This is a genomic window from Streptomyces griseobrunneus, from assembly GCF_046713465.1.
Taxonomy (GTDB): Bacteria; Actinomycetota; Actinomycetes; order Streptomycetales; family Streptomycetaceae; genus Streptomyces; species Streptomyces microflavus.
The window spans coordinates 4,682,669-4,697,868 of sequence record NZ_CP177080.1 but is presented as its reverse complement, the minus strand read 5'-3'; the positions used below and the strand labels follow the sequence as shown (position 1 = coordinate 4,697,868).

General features: G+C 72.6%; 11 protein-coding genes, 1 tRNA gene and 1 pseudogene. 5 read left to right on the top strand and 8 right to left on the bottom strand.

Annotated features, from left to right (window positions below; genetic code table 11):
* Nucleotides 1-12 precede the first annotated feature (12 nt).
* The gene (locus tag ACK8N7_RS21410; protein WP_500443724.1) at nt 13-2,424 is read right to left on the bottom strand and encodes a tetratricopeptide repeat protein; all 2,412 of its coding nucleotides are present in this window, start codon (nt 2,422-2,424) and stop codon (nt 13-15) included.
* A 173-nt stretch (nt 2,425-2,597) separates the two neighbouring features.
* Here ACK8N7_RS21410 and ACK8N7_RS21405 point away from each other — a divergent pair.
* Nucleotides 2,598-2,671, top strand: a tRNA-Ala gene (locus ACK8N7_RS21405).
* Nucleotides 2,672-2,715: 44 nt separating this feature from the next.
* On the opposite strand, the gene ACK8N7_RS21400 is transcribed toward ACK8N7_RS21405, so the two are convergent.
* The 3 genes from ACK8N7_RS21400 to ACK8N7_RS21390 form a co-directional block, all read right to left on the bottom strand.
* Complete coding sequence (locus ACK8N7_RS21400) at nt 2,716-2,925, bottom strand: helix-turn-helix domain-containing protein (RefSeq protein WP_350683752.1); 210 nt, start codon at nt 2,923-2,925, stop codon at nt 2,716-2,718.
* Nucleotides 2,925-3,422, bottom strand: coding sequence for a DUF2975 domain-containing protein (locus ACK8N7_RS21395; RefSeq protein ID WP_500443722.1), 498 nt, complete (start codon nt 3,420-3,422; stop codon nt 2,925-2,927). Before ACK8N7_RS21395 ends, ACK8N7_RS21400 begins: the two co-directional genes overlap by 1 nt.
* 64 nt (nt 3,423-3,486) lie before the next feature.
* Complete coding sequence (locus ACK8N7_RS21390) at nt 3,487-4,320, bottom strand: NPP1 family protein (RefSeq protein WP_500443720.1); 834 nt, start codon at nt 4,318-4,320, stop codon at nt 3,487-3,489.
* 389 nt (nt 4,321-4,709) lie between these two features.
* Between ACK8N7_RS21390 and ACK8N7_RS21385 the strand changes: the two are divergent.
* Together ACK8N7_RS21385 and ACK8N7_RS21380 are read left to right on the top strand one after the other, a co-directional pair.
* Nucleotides 4,710-4,799 (top strand): annotated as a pseudogene (locus tag ACK8N7_RS21385) (eCIS core domain-containing protein); the annotation flags it as partial.
* Nucleotides 4,800-4,952: 153 nt separating this feature from the next.
* Nucleotides 4,953-5,861, top strand: coding sequence for a hypothetical protein (locus tag ACK8N7_RS21380; RefSeq protein WP_500443718.1), 909 nt, complete (start codon nt 4,953-4,955; stop codon nt 5,859-5,861).
* A 53-nt stretch (nt 5,862-5,914) separates the two neighbouring features.
* Here ACK8N7_RS21380 and ACK8N7_RS21375 read toward each other — a convergent pair whose 3' ends face one another.
* A complete protein-coding gene (locus ACK8N7_RS21375) occupies nt 5,915-8,497 on the bottom strand; it encodes a bifunctional FO biosynthesis protein CofGH (protein ID WP_500443716.1) in 2,583 nt (860 codons plus the stop codon).
* A gap of 167 nt (nt 8,498-8,664) precedes the next feature.
* On the opposite strand from ACK8N7_RS21375, the gene ACK8N7_RS21370 reads away from it, so the two are divergent.
* Nucleotides 8,665-9,426 (top strand): HAD family hydrolase, encoded by a 762-nt coding sequence (locus tag ACK8N7_RS21370; protein ID WP_500445811.1) that lies wholly within the window; start codon nt 8,665-8,667, stop codon nt 9,424-9,426.
* Nucleotides 9,427-9,553: 127 nt separating this feature from the next.
* Here the strand turns inward: ACK8N7_RS21370 and ACK8N7_RS21365 are convergent, their stop codons facing one another.
* The 3 genes from ACK8N7_RS21365 to ACK8N7_RS21355 all read right to left on the bottom strand — a co-directional run bounded on the left by ACK8N7_RS21365 (nt 9,554) and on the right by ACK8N7_RS21355 (nt 13,355).
* Entirely contained in the window at nt 9,554-10,702 is a 1,149-nt protein-coding gene (locus tag ACK8N7_RS21365) for a PQQ-dependent sugar dehydrogenase (protein WP_403212718.1), read from the bottom strand.
* Nucleotides 10,703-10,889: 187 nt separating this feature from the next.
* Nucleotides 10,890-12,374: a peptidoglycan D,D-transpeptidase FtsI family protein gene (locus ACK8N7_RS21360; RefSeq protein WP_403212720.1), complete on the bottom strand. Its 1,485-nt coding sequence runs from the start codon at nt 12,372-12,374 to the stop codon at nt 10,890-10,892.
* A 135-nt stretch (nt 12,375-12,509) separates the two neighbouring features.
* A complete protein-coding gene (locus ACK8N7_RS21355; protein ID WP_032758146.1) occupies nt 12,510-13,355 on the bottom strand; it encodes an LLM class F420-dependent oxidoreductase in 846 nt (281 codons plus the stop codon).
* Between the two features lie 202 nt (nt 13,356-13,557).
* Here ACK8N7_RS21355 and ACK8N7_RS21350 point away from each other — a divergent pair, with 202 nt between their 5' ends.
* Nucleotides 13,558-15,141: a CehA/McbA family metallohydrolase gene (locus tag ACK8N7_RS21350; RefSeq protein ID WP_500443713.1), complete on the top strand. Its 1,584-nt coding sequence runs from the start codon at nt 13,558-13,560 to the stop codon at nt 15,139-15,141.
* Nucleotides 15,142-15,200: the final 59 nt, after the last annotated feature.

Below are 15,200 nucleotides of genomic sequence, written 5' to 3'. Positions count from 1 at the left end.
CCCTCCCCGCCCCTACGAACCCTCCCCTACGCCCACCTCCCCGCCCCGCCGGTCCCCCGCCGTCCCCATCCGCTCCCGCTGCGCCCGCGCCCACCCGTACTCCGGGTCCAGCTCCAGCGCCCGGTCCAGGTCCGCGCGGGCCTCCGTGAGCCTCCCCAGGGCCTCCAGCGCGAGGGCCCTGCTGCCGTGGGCCCAGGCGTAGGCGGGGTCCAGGGACAGCGCCCGCCCGTAGCAGGCGACGGCCTCCTCGTGGCGGGCCGTCGCCCGGTACACCTCGCCCCGCTCCCCCTCCGTGCCCGCCAGCCCGGGGGTCAGCTCCTCGGCCCGGTCCAGGTCGGCGAGGGCGCCCACGGGGTCGCCGAGAGCCGTACGGACCCGGGCCCGACGTACCAGCGCCCACGCGTACTCCGGCCACAGCGCGATCGCCCGGTCGAAGTCGTCCAGCGCCTCCTCGTGGCGGCCCAGGCGGTGGCGGACCAGGCCCCGGCTGCCCAGGGGGACGGCGGCGGACGGGTCCAGGGCGTGGGCCCGGTCCAGGACGGTCAGGGCCTCCTCCAGCCGGCCCATCCGCCGGTACGTCTCGCCCCGCTCGTACACCGCCCAGGCCCAGGCGGGGGCGGTCTCCTCGGCCCGGTCCAGGTCCGCGAGGGCCTCCTCGTGGCGGCCCAGCGACCGCAGCACCACCGCCCGGCCCTGGTAGGCGCGTTCGCTGCGCGGGTCCACCGCGATCGCCCGCCCGTGGTCGGACAGGGCTGCGTCGAACTCCCGGGCCCGGAAGCGGTCCCAGGCGCGCGCCGCGAGGGCGGCCGCCCTGTCCGTGTCCGTCAACTCGGCGCGGGTCAGGAGGAGTCCGAGTACGGCCGTGGGGCGGGGGCCCTGGTCGGTGCAGGCGGTGAGGAGGTCCCGGCCCCAGTCGCGGAGTACGGCGCTGTCGGCGTCCTCGCCCGCCTCCACCAGGGTCCGGGCCCAGTGGCGGGCGGCGGACGGCTGCCGGCCGCACACCTCGATCCCGGCGCGCAGGGCGTCGGGCAGTGCGGTGCGGGGGCGGGCGCAGAGCCGGTGGTAGAGCACGTCCAGGGCCGCCCGGCGCCACGGTTCCTCGGCCCAGAGGCGTTCCGGGTCGACACCGTGAGCAGCCGCGTCCCTCCGCTCGGCGAAGGCGTCGGCCAGCCGGTCGTGCGTCTCCCTCCACCGCTGCGGGGAGCCGGTGCGCTGGAGCCGGAGCATCGGGGCCCTTACGACACCGTGGTAGCGGGAGCGGCCCGAGTGCGGCTCGACCACGAACGGCAGCTCGTGCAGCCAGTCGTAGAGCCCGGGGAGGGAGGACGGTACGGCGACGGCCACCAGGTCCTCGTCGAACCGCCTCGGCAGCGCGCACGCCAGAGCCGCCGCCCGGCGGGCCGGATCGCTCTCGCCGGCCAGGAAGCGTTCGACGGCGGTCGCGTTCGCCTCGCCGGCCGCCCCGGGGTTCGCCGCGAGCGTCGACACCAGGACCGGCAGCCCGCCGGAGAGCCGCAGCACCTCCCGTACGACGGGTTCCTCCACCACCCCGCGTCCGGTAAGGAGTTGGCGCGCCTCCTCCTCGGTGAACGGCCCCAGCGGCACGTCGGCCACCAGGCGGCCCCGGTCGCCCCAGTGCGCGGGATCGAGGCGGCGCTGACCGGCCAGGGTCAGGACGAGGTTGGCGGGCAGCTCCCCGTACCGGCCGCGGATCAGCAGGTCCACGAGCCACCGGTCCAGCAGGGGCGCGGTGCGCTCGTAGGTGTCCAGGAACAGGGCGACCCAGGGCACCGCGTCCGCGACCCGGTCGATCTCGGTGACGAACACCGGCGTGAGCACCCGTACCGGCTCCGCCAGCAGCCGCGCCTCCTCCTGCTGCCGGGCCCGCCCCCCGAACACCGCCCGCAGCCCGCCCGCGCCCCGCGCCACGACCGCCGGGTCGATGCCCCCGGCCAGCGCTCCGACGACGGGTATCGCCCCGGCCGCGATCAGCCCGGCCTGCGCGGCGGCGAGCGCCCCGGGCGAGGGTTCGTCGTCCGTCGCGAGCCGGTCGGCCGTGTCGTGGAGGGCGCGCCGGTACGTGGCCAGCAGCCGGTCCAGCGCCTTGAGCGGGTGCCCCTGCCCGGCGAACTGCGCGGCGACGGTGGCGAGTACCTCCGGCACGGAGTCGGCGCTCTCGTCGACCGACGCGGTGAGCGCCCCGAACTCCTCGGCCGTCTGATGCCATTCCCGTACGAGCGAGGTCTTGCCGACCCCCGCGTTGCCCCGCACATGGAAGACGAACCGGTGGCCCGGGTCCTCGGGCGGCGTCGCGAAGTTGCGCCGGAACCGGTCGAGTTCGGCTTCCCGGCCGACGAACGCGGCGCGGCGCTGCCCTTCGACGATCTGCTGGAGGGAGAGGCGGAGGGGGCTGGACGGTGGCATGGGCCCAGTCTGTCAGCGGGCCGCCGTCTCCGGGAGCCGCGGCCGCCCGGCTGTGCGCGACGAGCGGCTCCGGGCCTCGCGCTCCTCGTTCCTCGGGGCCGCCGCACACCGCAGGGCCGCCAGAAAATCGCGTACCGGGGTGGGCAGTGTGACCGTATGCTCGCGAGCGGGACGGGGCTCGTAGCGCAGTGGTCGTCGCGCCTTCACCGCATGTGGGAGGACGCCGGTTCGAATCCGGCCGGCCCCGTCCTGTCGGCTGCCGGGTTCACCGTTGCGGGCGGCGGTGGGCGGTCACTCGTCGGGGACGTACCGCAGCACGTCACCCGGTTGGCACTCCAGTACGCGGCAGATCGCCTCCAGCGTCGCGAACCGCACCGCCTTCGCGCGGCCGTTCTTCAGGACCGCGATGTTGGCGGGGGTGATGCCGACGGCGGCCGCGAACTCCCCTACGGACATGTGGCGTTCGGCGAGCAGGACATCGAGTTCGACCACGATCGGCATCAGATGACCTCGGCGAGTTCCGTCTGCATGTCCATCGCCTTGCCGAGCAGCGTGCGCATGATGACCATGAGCATGGAGAACGCCGTCCCCACCGCCACGCACGCCAGGGCGGCGAACAGCGCGCTCTCGACGTCCATGCCGTCATCGGGGGACCGGATGGCGTCCAGGGTCAGGTGGAGCGCGGCCCCGAGGGCGATAACGGTCGCCAGGACGGCCGCTCCGATGACGGCGTCGACCCAGCGGAAGGCGGAGCGCGTGAAGATGGCGTCGCGTTCGACCATCGAGAGCAGCATCCAGATCGCGCCCAGGGCGGCCTGCACGCAGGCGACGCCGAGGATCGACGCGATCACGTAGGGCAGGGCGTAGGGCTCGTACGGAGCGAAGAGGTCCACCTCGTCGGCCGCGGTCGTCGGGATGATGACGGCCTGGGCGAAGAGGCCGAAGAGGACCGCTGCGGCGATACCGATACGGAGGATGCCCACCAGAAGACTGTGCATCTATTGAATTTCGATAGGCATCGATCGAAAGTCAATAGATGCACGTCCGGCCTGGCCGCGTCCGTCAGGCCCAGGGATCGAAGGGGATGCCGCTGGGCTTGGAGTTGTTGAGGAGATTGCGGAAGCGGTTGTCCCTGTCGGTGACCTTGATGGTGGCGGCGCCGAAGTCCGCGTTCATCAGGCGGTCGCGCAACTCCGTGCTGGGGAAGCCGTTCCAGTCGACGATCGGGGGGTAGCGCCAGTTGCCGTAGTGGTTCTCGGGCGGCTCGTCGTTGCCGTTGGCGAGGCGGAAGAAGTGCGTGCTCGCGCCGTCCTTGTGGTAGACGATCTTGGGGTGCGAGCCGTCGAAGCGCACCTGGGAGCGGGGGTAGGTCTTGACCGTGCTGTGCTGGGTGGTGGAGACGTGATCCACCTGGTTGGAGCCCTGGTTGACCCAGGAGACGACGTGCTCGAAGTCGTGGCGGTGCCCGCCGAGGCCGCTGCCGTGGACGGCCTGGTCCTTCTCGAAGTAGCCCGCGTAGACGATGGCGCACCAGCCGTTGTTGCACAGGGAGCGGGCGTACGTCTGGGAGTTGTCCAGGTCCGACCGGTCCCGGCAGCTCCCGTTGATCGCGCCGGTCGTCTTCAGGCCGGGCGCGAGGGTTCCGTCCGGGCCGATGGCGGGGGTGGCGTAGCAGCCGTCACCGTCGTAGTCGAAGGCGGGCGAGAACGCCTGCTCGTAACCGCCCGCGTTCTGGGGGAGGTTGCGCGGCGGGTCGGCGTGGGCCGTGGACGCGGGGATCAGGACGAACAGGGCCGCGGCGGCGAGGACCGCGCCGACGCGCGAGGCCCGGCCCTTGACGGAGGCGGGCGGCCTGGGGCCGGTGGAGGCGGGGGACGGGGAGGGCGGTTTGCGCATACTGCTTCTCTCCTCGTGGAGGCGTGGCCGAAGCGACGACCGGCCGCCTCGGCGTGGGGGCACCTGTCGCAGTCTGCAGGAACCCCGGCGCGCTTGTCCGTACACGGACATAAATTTCCGTGACGGGATGGCGACACCCCGGAGACGTTCGGGGACATCCAGCACTCCGTCACCAGGCGGCGGAAGCCGCCGGGTTCACGGCAGGGCTCGGCTCGCCACGGCGGACGATCATTGGCTTCACGCCGGGAAAGTAGCTGATACGACTGCAGAGGCCCTGGTCACGACGGTGACCGCCCCTCGGGGGTGGGGCCGGGCAGCCGCGCGAGTCGTCTGCCCCGATGAATCGGAAGGCGATCGCGTGAGCACCAAGCACCCCCGCCCGGCGCCGCATTCACAGCGACGGCGCCGCCAAGGCCTCCGCCGCCGAAGTCGGCGCCCGCGCCTACACCTCCGGCAGCCACGTCGTCATCGGTGACGGCGGCCACGACAAGCACACCCTCGCCCACGAGCTCACCCACGTCATCCAGCAACGCCAGGGACCCGTCGCCGGCACCGACAACGGAACAGGGCTCAGGGTCTCCGACCCGTCGGACCGGTTCGAGCGCGAAGCGGAGGCGAATGCCGGCCGGGTCATGGCGGCCCGCCCGCAGACCGCCGCCACGGAGGTGCAGCGCCAGGCGGCACCCTCCCCCGGCCACGGCCCCAGCCCCTCCGTGCAGCGCGTCGCCGGCCCCCAGGACCTGCTGACGGTCGAGCACTGGGAGGAGCAGGCGGGGCTGAGGGGCGCCGGCAAGGACGCCGCGAAGGACAGGGCCGCACAGATGAGGACGTCCAAGGCGAACGCGAAGAAGTTCAAGGCCAGCAAGCCTCCGCGCCGGATGGACGAGGTCATCGAGTCCGTCGGCCCCGACCTTCTGGCCGCCCTGGCGAACAAGGGGCCGGACTCGGGGAGGATGGAGCTGTACAGGTCCATGAGCTTCGAGGAGGCCCACAGCGCCCTGACCTACTGGGGCGACGAGGACGCCCGGCAGGCCCTGACGGAGTACCTGGCCGCCGAGAGCCGTTCAGCGGCAGGGTTCAGGGAGAACCACAAGGGCCTGACGATCGGAGCGCACCTCGGCGACCAGGGCCAGGCCGACGGGTACTACAACACCGACAGTGCCTCCTACGCGGTCCAGTTGAAGTTCACGCTGAAGCCCGGCGCCCACGAACTCCTCTACAACCAGGACCACATGGCCCTCGGGCCGGGCTACAAGAACGACCTGATCCGCAGGGCGAACGCAGGCGGCGGGGAATTCATGAACGCGAGCCCGAACGAGGGCACGCTGGGCGGGTACATCGGTGTGAAGGCCGAGGACAAGGAGCCCTGCAGCCTGGGCATCGCGCAGGGCGCCAACGGCAAGAACGGCCGGGAGGTCAGCGCGAGCCAGCTGCTCTTCCAGCTCTTCGTCGAGAACGTCGAGCTCGTGAAGAACCGGTCCGGGAACGACCTGCCCACCGCCGCCCCCGGCCCGGCCCCGCAGGAGGCCGCGACCGTGTGACCCGGCGGCGGCTCCCCCCCCCCTGACCGGCACGGCAACCGGACCCCTCGCCCTCAGCTCGGCAGCACCGGGAGCAGTTCCGGCAGGTGGCCGTCCGAAGCCGTGGCCGCCGCGACCCGTTCGGCCGGGACCTCCCCGTACAGCGTGGTGCGCGGGCGGGAGGGGCGGCCGGCGAGCTCGGCGATGGCCTTCAGGTCCTGGATGGAGCGGTACGAGCCGTAACTCGACCCCGCCATACGGGAGATGGTCTCCTCCATCAGCGTGCCGCCCAGGTCGTTCGCGCCCGAGCGGAGCATCTCCGCCGCGCCCTCCGTGCCGAGCTTCACCCAGCTCGTCTGGATGTTGGTGATGTGCGGGTGGAGCAGGAGCCTCGCCATGGCGGTGACGGCCCTGTTGTCGCGGTCCGTCGGGCCCGGGCGGGCGATGCCGGCCAGATAGACCGGGGCGTTGGTGTGGATGAAGGGGAGGGTGACGAACTCCGTCAACCCGCCTGTCTCCTGCTGGAGTTGGGAGAGCGTACGGAAGTGGCCCAGCCAGTGGCGGGGCTGGTCCACGTGTCCGTACATCATCGTCGAGGACGAGCGCAGGCCCACCTCGTGCGCGGTCCTGATGACCTCCAGCCAGGTGGCCGTGGGCAGTTTGCCCTTGGTGAGGACCCAGCGGACCTCGTCGTCCAGGATCTCCGCCGCCGTACCGGGGATCGAGTCGAGCCCGGCCTCCTTGGCGGTGGTCAGCCAGTCGCGGATCGACATGCCGGTGCGGGTCGCCCCGTTGACGACCTCCATGGGCGAGAAGGCGTGCACGTGCATGCCGGGGACGCGCTCCTTCACCGCACGCGCGATGTCGAAGTACGCCGTCCCGGGCAGGTCCGGGTGGATGCCGCCCTGCATGCAGACCTCGACCGCGCCGACGTCCCACGCCTGCGCCGCCCGGTCCGCGACCTGGTCCAGGGAGAGGGTGTACGCGTCGGCGTCCGTGCGGCGCTGGGCGAAGGCGCAGAAGCGGCAGCCGGTGTAGCAGACGTTGGTGAAGTTGATGTTCCGCGTGACGATGTACGTGACGTCGTCGCCGACCACGTCCCGGCGCAGGGTGTCCGCGATCCGGCACAGCTCGTCCAGCGCCGGGCCGTCCGCGTGGAGCAGGGCGAGGGCCTGGTCGTCGGTGAGCTTCGTCGGGTCGTCGGCGGCCTGGCTCAGGGCCTGGCGTACGTCGGCGTCGATACGGGACGGGACCATGCCGGGGGCCGCCGCCTCGCGGAGCGCCTCCCAGTCCCCGTACACCTCGTCGAAGTCGTCACGGCGGTCGCCGGTGCGGCCCTGGGTGTCGATGGTGGTGTGGAGGTCGGTGCGGCCAAAGGAGGTGAACCCCTCGTCCGGTTCCTGCCAGGGCAGGCCGGCGGGAAGCACGTCCTCGCGGGCGAGGCCCGTCTCCGGGTCGGCCAGGGCGCGGACGTGCGGGAGGAGGCGGGGGTCGAGCCACGGCTCCCCGCGCTGGATGAACTCCGGGTAGATGGTGAGCCGTTCACGGAGCGTGAAGCCCGACTCGGCCGTCTTCGCGGCCAGTTCGTCGATGTGCGGCCACGGGCGCTCGGGGTTGACGTGGTCGGGGGTGAGCGGGGAGACCCCGCCCCAGTCGTCGATGCCCGCGCCGATGAGCAGCGCGTACTCGGCGTCCACCAGGTTCGGCGGGGCCTGGATGCGGGCGGACGGGCCGAGGATGTGCCGGGCCACCGCGATGGCGGCGGCCAGCTCCTCCAGCTCCGCGTCGGGCATCCCGCGCATCGCCGTGTCCGGCTTGGCGCGGAAGTTCTGCACGATGACTTCCTGGATGCCGTGGTAGGCGCGGGCCGTCTTGCGCAGCTCGAAGAGGGAGTCGGCGCGCTCCTCGTACGACTCGCCGATCCCGATCAGGATGCCGGTGGTGAACGGCACGTTGGAACGGCCCGCGTCCTCCAGGACGCGCAGCCGCACCGCCGGTTCCTTGTCCGGGGAGCCGTGGTGCGGGCCGCCCGGCTCGGACCACAGGCGGGTCGCCGTCGTCTCCAGCATCATCCCCATGGAGGGGGCCACGGGCTTCAGGCGCTGGAGGTCGGTCCAGGTCATGACGCCCGGGTTGAGGTGGGGCAGCAGGCCCGTCTCCTCCAGGACCCGGATCGCCATCGCGCGTACGTACGCGAGGGTGTCGTCGTACCCCTCCGCCTCCAGCCACTCCCGCGCCTCGGGCCAGCGGTCCTCGGGGCGGTCGCCGAGGGTGAACAGCGCTTCCTTGCAGCCCATCGCCGCGCCCTCGCGGGCGATGGCCAGCACCTCGTCGGGCGAGAGGAACATCCCGTGGCCCGCCCGGCGGAGCTTGCCGGGGACGGTGACGAAGGTGCAGTAGTGGCACTTGTCACGGCAGAGGCGGGTGAGCGGGATGAAGACCTTGCGCGAGTACGTGATCACGCCCGGCCGGCCCGCCGCCTCCAGGCCCGCGTCCCGGACGCGGGCGGCGGATGCCGCCAGATCCGTCAGGTCGTCGCCGCGCGCCTGGAGCAGGACGGCGGCCTCGGTGACATCGAGGGCGACACCGTCACGGGCACGCTTGAGTGCGCGCCGCATGGCGTTGGAGGTGGGGCGTCCGCTCTGAGGATCGGTCATGAACCGAGCATACGAGCGAGGCGTGCGCGCCGGACAAGGGCCTCCGTATCGGATTGCCGGACCGGGTGCCGGTGGGGCCTGTGCCCGCGGCCCCCTTCACTCGTGCGGGCCGACTCACCGAATGAGAGCCCTGCCACGGCGTCCTCACGCCTAGTGTCGGCACGGTGATGGAAACGATCGTCCTCGGCATCGGCGAAACACTCGTACGCGACGACCGCCACTGGGCGTCCTGGGCCAACTGGCTCGGAGTGCCCGCGCACACGCTCAGCGCCCTGGTGGGCGCGGCCGTCGCCCAGGGCCGCGACGCCACGGACGCGCTGCGGGTGCTGCGGCCCGGCATGGACGTCGACGAGGCGTACCTCGCCCGGGCGGCCGCCGGGCGCGGGGAGCACCTCGACGAGTCGGACCTCTACCCGGACGTGCGGCCGGCGCTGGCGGAACTGCGGGCGGCGGGGATCCGGGTCGTCGTGGCGGGGAACGGGACGGTACGGGCCGGGGAGCGGCTGCGGGCGCTGGACCTGCCCGCGGATCTGGTGGTGACCTCGGACGAGTGGGGCGTACGGAAGCCGGACCCGGCCTTCTTCGCGCGGGTGGCCGAGGTGTCGGGGGCGGAGCCGGAGGCGACGCTGTACGTGGGCGATCACCCGGCGGACGACCTTTTCCCCGCCTCGGCGGCGGGGCTGCGGACGGCGCATCTGCGGCGGGGGCCTTACGGGCACTGGTGGGCGGAGCATCCGGATGTGGTGGGGACGGCGGACTTCCGGGTCAACGCGTTGACGGAGCTTGTGGGGGTGGTGGTGGGGGACGAGGAGGGCCCGCACTCGGAGGACGTGAGCGGGGCCCGCCCAGCCCGTCCGGCGTTCGAGGACGGAAGCGGGGCGGTGGGGGTCGGGCGTCCTGCGAGGGTCTCGTACCTGAGGGGCCTCTGAGCGCCGGGCCCACCCCAGCAAGGGTTCCGTCCTCGAACGCCGGACGGGCTGGAGTGGGCCCGCCCGGCTGAAAGGGTGCCGGGCGGGCCGAAGGCGGGCTGAGGGGGTGGGTCCCAGGGGTGGTGTCTTACGCCGGGTCCAGGCGGGAGACCGCGCCGCCTATCGCCAACACGTACAGCTCCCCGTCACCCGCCTCCACGAACGAGATCACCTCGCCGCCCTGGACCCCCAGGTCGCCCTCCTCCGTCACCTCGCCGTTCTCGATCCGGATCGTGCGGAGCGTGCCGTCGCAGTAGTCGCTGAAGACGTAGGCCCCCGCCAGGTCCGTGATCGCCTCGCCCCGGTAGACGAAGCCGCCCGTCACCGAGCAGCCCAGGCCGCTGCGGTCGTACTCGTGGACCGGGGGCACATGGTTCGCCGGCTCCGTGCCGCCGCGGAAGGGGTGGTTGCCCTCCATCGAGGACCAGCCGTAGTTCTCGCCGCCCTCACTGCTCGCGGGGGCCCAGTCGATCTCCTCCCACTCGCTCTGGCCGACGTCCCCGATGAGCAGGTCGCCCGTCCCCGCGTCGAAGGAGAAGCGCCACGGGTTGCGCAGCCCGTACGCCCAGATCTCGTCCTTCGCGTTCTCGTCGGCCACGAACGGGTTGTCCGGCGGGATCGCGTACGGGGCGGCGTCGGTCCCGTCCCCGCCGCTCGGGTCGATGCGGAGCAGCTTGCCGAGCAGGGTGTCGAGGTTCTGGCCGTTGCCGTGCGGGTCGCCGCCCGAGCCGCCGTCGCCGAACGCGATGTAGAGGTAGCCGTCGGGGCCGAACTTGATGTCGCCGCCGTTGTGGTTCGGGTACGGCTGCTCCTGGGTGAGGACCGTCCGCCGGGTGTCCGGCTGGAGTTCGCCGTCCTGCACCGCGAACTCGTCGATGGTGCTGGTGCCTTCGAGGTCCGTGTACGAGATGTAGAAGTGCGCGAACTCCGGGTCGAACGCCACGCCCAGCAGGCCGCGTTCGCCGTCGGTCGTGGTCTCGGCGGAGATGTCGAGGACCGGTTCGCCGAGGCCGTAGTCGCCGAGGACCCTTACCGTTCCGGCCCGTTCGGCTATCCAGACCTTGCCGTCCGGTCCGGCCGCGCCCGCCGACGGGCCCTGTGCGCGGGCCACTTCCGTGAGCACGACCTGTGCCTGGGCCTCGTCGGCCGATGCCGTGGTCAGCGTCGCCGTCAGGGTCAGGGATGCTGCGAGGAAAAGAGCGCCGATGATCGCCGAGCTTCTGGTACGAACTTTCACCGTGGCCTCCTGGAGGCGGCGAGTGGGGGAGTTCACCCTGGCTGCTCGGGGCAGAGTTCGGTGGGGGTGCCCGCGCCAGCATGCAACCGGGGTGGGGGCGTGTGCCACTGGCTACGGATGAGGGTACGGGGACTGGAGCGCATTGGCCTAGGCCAATGCACCGATGAATCCCCGCTGCACCGGCCCCCTACTCCCCCAGCACCGCCTCCATCACCTTCTTGGCGATCGGGGCACCGAGGCGGCCGCCCGAGATGTCCGAGCGGGAGATGTCCATGTCCGTCGGGTCGATGAAGACGGCGACGGCGACCGAACGCCCGTCGTCCTTCTTGCCGTAGCTGACGAACCAGCCGTACGGGACCTCGTCGCGCACGTTCACACCGCGCTGGGCGGTACCCGTCTTGCCGCCGACCGTCACACCGTCGATCAGGGCGCGCTTCGCGCTGCCCTCCTTCGCGGTGTGCTCCATCATCTCCTGGACCTTCTTCGCCGTCTCGGGGGAGACGGCCTGGCTCATCTCCGCCGGTTCGTTCGTCTCCAGCGTGGACAGGTCCGGACCGCGCAGCTCCTCGACGATGTGCGGCTGCATCAGCTTGCCGTCGTTGGCGAGGGCCGCCGTCACCATCGCCATCTGCATCGGGGTGCTCGTCAGGCTGCCCTGGCCCATGCCGGTGAGGGCCGTGCCGGGCTTGTCGAGCTTCGGCGGGTAGAGGCTCTTCGTGGCGAGCAGGTCGCCGAACTCCTCCGCGTACACGTCCTCGTTGAAGCCGAACTTCTCCGCCGTCTCCCTCATCCGGTCCTCGCCCAGCTCGGCGGCCGCGTCGAGGAAGACGTTGTTGCAGGAGTACTGCATGGCGGTCTTCATCGACGCCTTGTTGCAGACGGCGTCCCCCGCCTCGCTGCCGATCTTGTTCCTGGAGAGCGGCAGCGGATACGGCGACACCGCCTTCGTCGGGGCGTCCACGTCCGAGACCACGCCGTGCTCCAGCGCCGCCGCGGCCGTGAGGATCTTGAAGGTCGAGCCGGGCGGGAACGTCTCGCGCAGCGGGCGGTTGGCCAGCGGCTTGCTCTTGTCGTCGAGGAGGGCCTTGAAGCGGTCGCTCTCCTTGAACGAGATCCCGGCGAAGACCTCCGGGTCGTACGAGGGCGTCGAGACCAGGGCCAGCACCTTGCCGGTGCGCGGGTCCAGGGCGACGACCGCGCCCCGGGCGCCCAGGTCGGTCAGCCCCTTGTAGCCGGCCTTCTGCGCCTTGGCGTCGATCGTGGTGATCACGTTGCCGCCGCGCCTCGGCTGCCCGGTGAGGACGTCCTTGGCGTGCCGGAAGGCGAAGCGGTCGTCCTGGCCGCTGAGGACGCTGTCGTACGTCCGCTCCAGCAGCGAGGTGCCCTGGGCCTGGGAGGCGTAACCGGTGACGGGCGCGTACATCGGCCCGTCCTTGAAGGTCCGCCGGAACGTGTAGTCCCTGCTGCCGGTCTCCTTCGAGCCGGTGATCGCCTTGCCGCCGACGATGATGTCGCCGCGCGGGGTGGCGAACCGCTCGAACCGCACCCGGGCGTTCTTCTCGTGCTGGGACAGCTCCACGCGGTCGACCTGCTGCAGCCAGTTCGCCCGCAGCAGCAGCGCCAGCACCAGCAGCCCGCAGAAGATTGCTATGTGCCGCAACGGCCTGTTCATTCCACTCCCCACCCGGGCGGGCCCGCGGCCCGCACGCCCGGACAGGCGTGCGGGCCGTGCCCACGTATGCGATCCCCCGGGGGTAAGGATGCCTTGTCGGCGCCCCTGGTTGCACGGAGCCCGCACGGCCGGGCCTCAGAGGAACGCCGCGTACCCGTCCAGAACCCGCAGCACCTCCGGCTCACCGGCCGGAGGCAGCTGGAGTACGACCTCCTCGATGCCCAGGTCCGCGTAGTGGGCGAGCTTGCCGGGGTCCGGGAGGACGGCGTACGGGACCACCTGGAGGTCCTTCGGGTCGCGTCCGGCCTCCTCCCAGGCCGCCCGCAGCTTCGGTACGGACTCCGTGAGGCCCCGGCCGCCGATGGGCAGCCAGCCGTCCGCGTGCTCCGCGATCGCCGCGAACAGCTTCGGGCCCGCCCCGCCGCCGATCAGCGTGCGGGGGCCGACGACCGGTCCGCGCGGCGCCTGCACCGGCTTGGGGTACGCGAAGCTCGCCTGGACCGAGCCGAACTCCCCCTCGTAAGCCGTCGGTTCCGCCGACCACAGCGCCCGCATCAGCGCCATCCGGTCGCGCGACAGCTCCCGGCGCGTGGCCCACTCGACCCCGTGGTCGGCCGCCTCCTCCACGTTCCAGCCGTAGCCGATGCCGAGCGTGAACCGGCCGCCGGAGAGGTGGTCGAGGGTCGCCACCTGCTTGGCCAGGTCGACGGGGTCGTGCTGGGTGACCAGCGTGATGCCGGTGCCGAGCGTGAGCCGTTCGGTGACGGCCGCCGCCTGGCCGAGCGCCACGAAGGGGTCCAGGGTGCGGCCGTACTCGCGGGGCAGGTCGCCGCCCGCCGGGTACGGGGTGCGGCGACTCACCGGGATGTGCGTGTGCTCGGGCAGGTAGAGCCCGGCGAACCCGCGCTGCTCCAGCTCGCGCGCCAGTCTCACGGGTGTCACCGTCTCATCGGTGAGGAAGATCGTTGTGGCGATCCGCATCGAGAGCACCTCCGTCGTGGTCGTGGTCGGTGGGTACGTAGTCAGTGGCAGTGCGTACGGAGCCGAAGCCGGAGCCGGAGCCGCCCGGCCCGCGCGTCGTCCTTCCGGACGTCGTCCGTACGAAGCGCCAACGTAAGCCGTACGTCGGTGAAATCCGAGACCGTGGCAGCCATCAGCCGCACCCGATCGAGGGAGCCCTCACATGACGGAACCGATCGCCCGGCGCAGCCTGCTCGCCTCCACCGCCACCACCGGCCTGACACTGGCCGGGGTGAGCTTCGCCCACGCGGCCGAACGGCCGGGGGGCGGACCGGACGGCCCCACCCACACCCGTACCGTGCGCGGCACACTCCCCGCCGGATCGCCCGACTACGTCTACCTGCCCGTCGACGTCCCGCGCGGGGTCGGCGAGCTCTCCGTCTCGTACGCGTACGAGAAGACGCCCGTCCCGCCCGGCATCCAGGGCAACGCCCTCGACATCGGCCTCTTCGACGAGCGCGGCACCGAACTCGGCGGGCGCGGCTTCCGGGGCTGGTCCGGCGGGGCGCGTACCTCCTTCTTCCTCCGGGGTGACACGGCGACCCCCGGCTATCTCGCCGGGCCCCTGCGGGCCGGGACCTGGCACATCGTGCTGGCCCCCTACACCGTGGCGCCCGGGGGTCTCCCGTACGAGGTGACCGTCACCCTCCGGTTCGGGGAGCCGGGCCGCACCCCCGCGCCCGTCCATCCGCCCCAGCGGGCCGGGGGACGCGGCCGTGCCTGGTACCGGGGTGACTGCCATATCCACACCGTGCACTCCGACGGGCGGCGCACCCCGGCCGAGGTGGCCGCCGCCGCGCGGGCCGCCGGGCTCGACTTCATCAACAGCAGCGAGCACAACACCACCTCCGCGCACGGGGCCTGGGGCGGGCTCTGGGGCGACGACCTGCTGATCCTCACCGGCGAGGAGATCACCACCCGCAACGGGCACGTGCTCGCCGTCGGCACCGACCCGGGCACCTTCGTCGACTGGCGCTACCGGGCCCGCGACCAGCGGTTCGGCCGGTACGCGCACCAGGTGCGGCGGGCCGGAGGGCTCGTCGTGCCCGCCCACCCGCACGCCACCTGCATCGGCTGCCACTGGAAGTTCGGCTTCGCCGAGGCGGACGCGGTCGAGGTGTGGAACGGGCCCTGGACCCCGGACGACGAGATCGCCCTCGCGGAGTGGGACAACGCGCTCGTCGCCTCCGTCCGGGAGCCGGCATGGAGATCGGCACGGGAGCCGGTACGGGGGTCAGTACGGGAGCCGGGACCGGGAGCACAGGGCTGGCTGCCCGCCGTCGGCGGCAGCGACGCCCACCGCGAACCCGACCGGCTCGGCCTCCCGCAGACCGTGGTCCTCGCCGACGAGCTGTCCCGGGACGCGATCCTCGCCGGGATCCGGGCCGGACGCTCCTACCTCGCCGAATCCTCCGACGTGACCCTCTCCTTCACCGCGTCCGACGGGCGCGGCCGCCACGCGGGCATCGGCGAGCGGCTGCGCCCGGCCTCGGCGGACGCCCCCGTCACCGTGACGCTGGAGGTCTCCGGCCTCCCCGGCCTCACCGCGCACCTCGTCACCGACCAGGGCACCCTGGTCACCACCCCGCTGCCCGCCTCCGGCAAGGGCGTGGTGGAGTGGCGGACGACTCCGGCCCGTTCCGCCTACGTACGCGCCGAGGTCCGCCACCCGGCGACCGTGCCGGGGCTGCCCGGCGCCCTCGCCGCCCTCACCAATCCGGTCTTCCTCACCGGTCCTCCCCGGTAGGGCGGAGGCGGAAGGGGGAAGGCATCGGGGCACGATGGGCCGGCGATCCGACAGCCCGG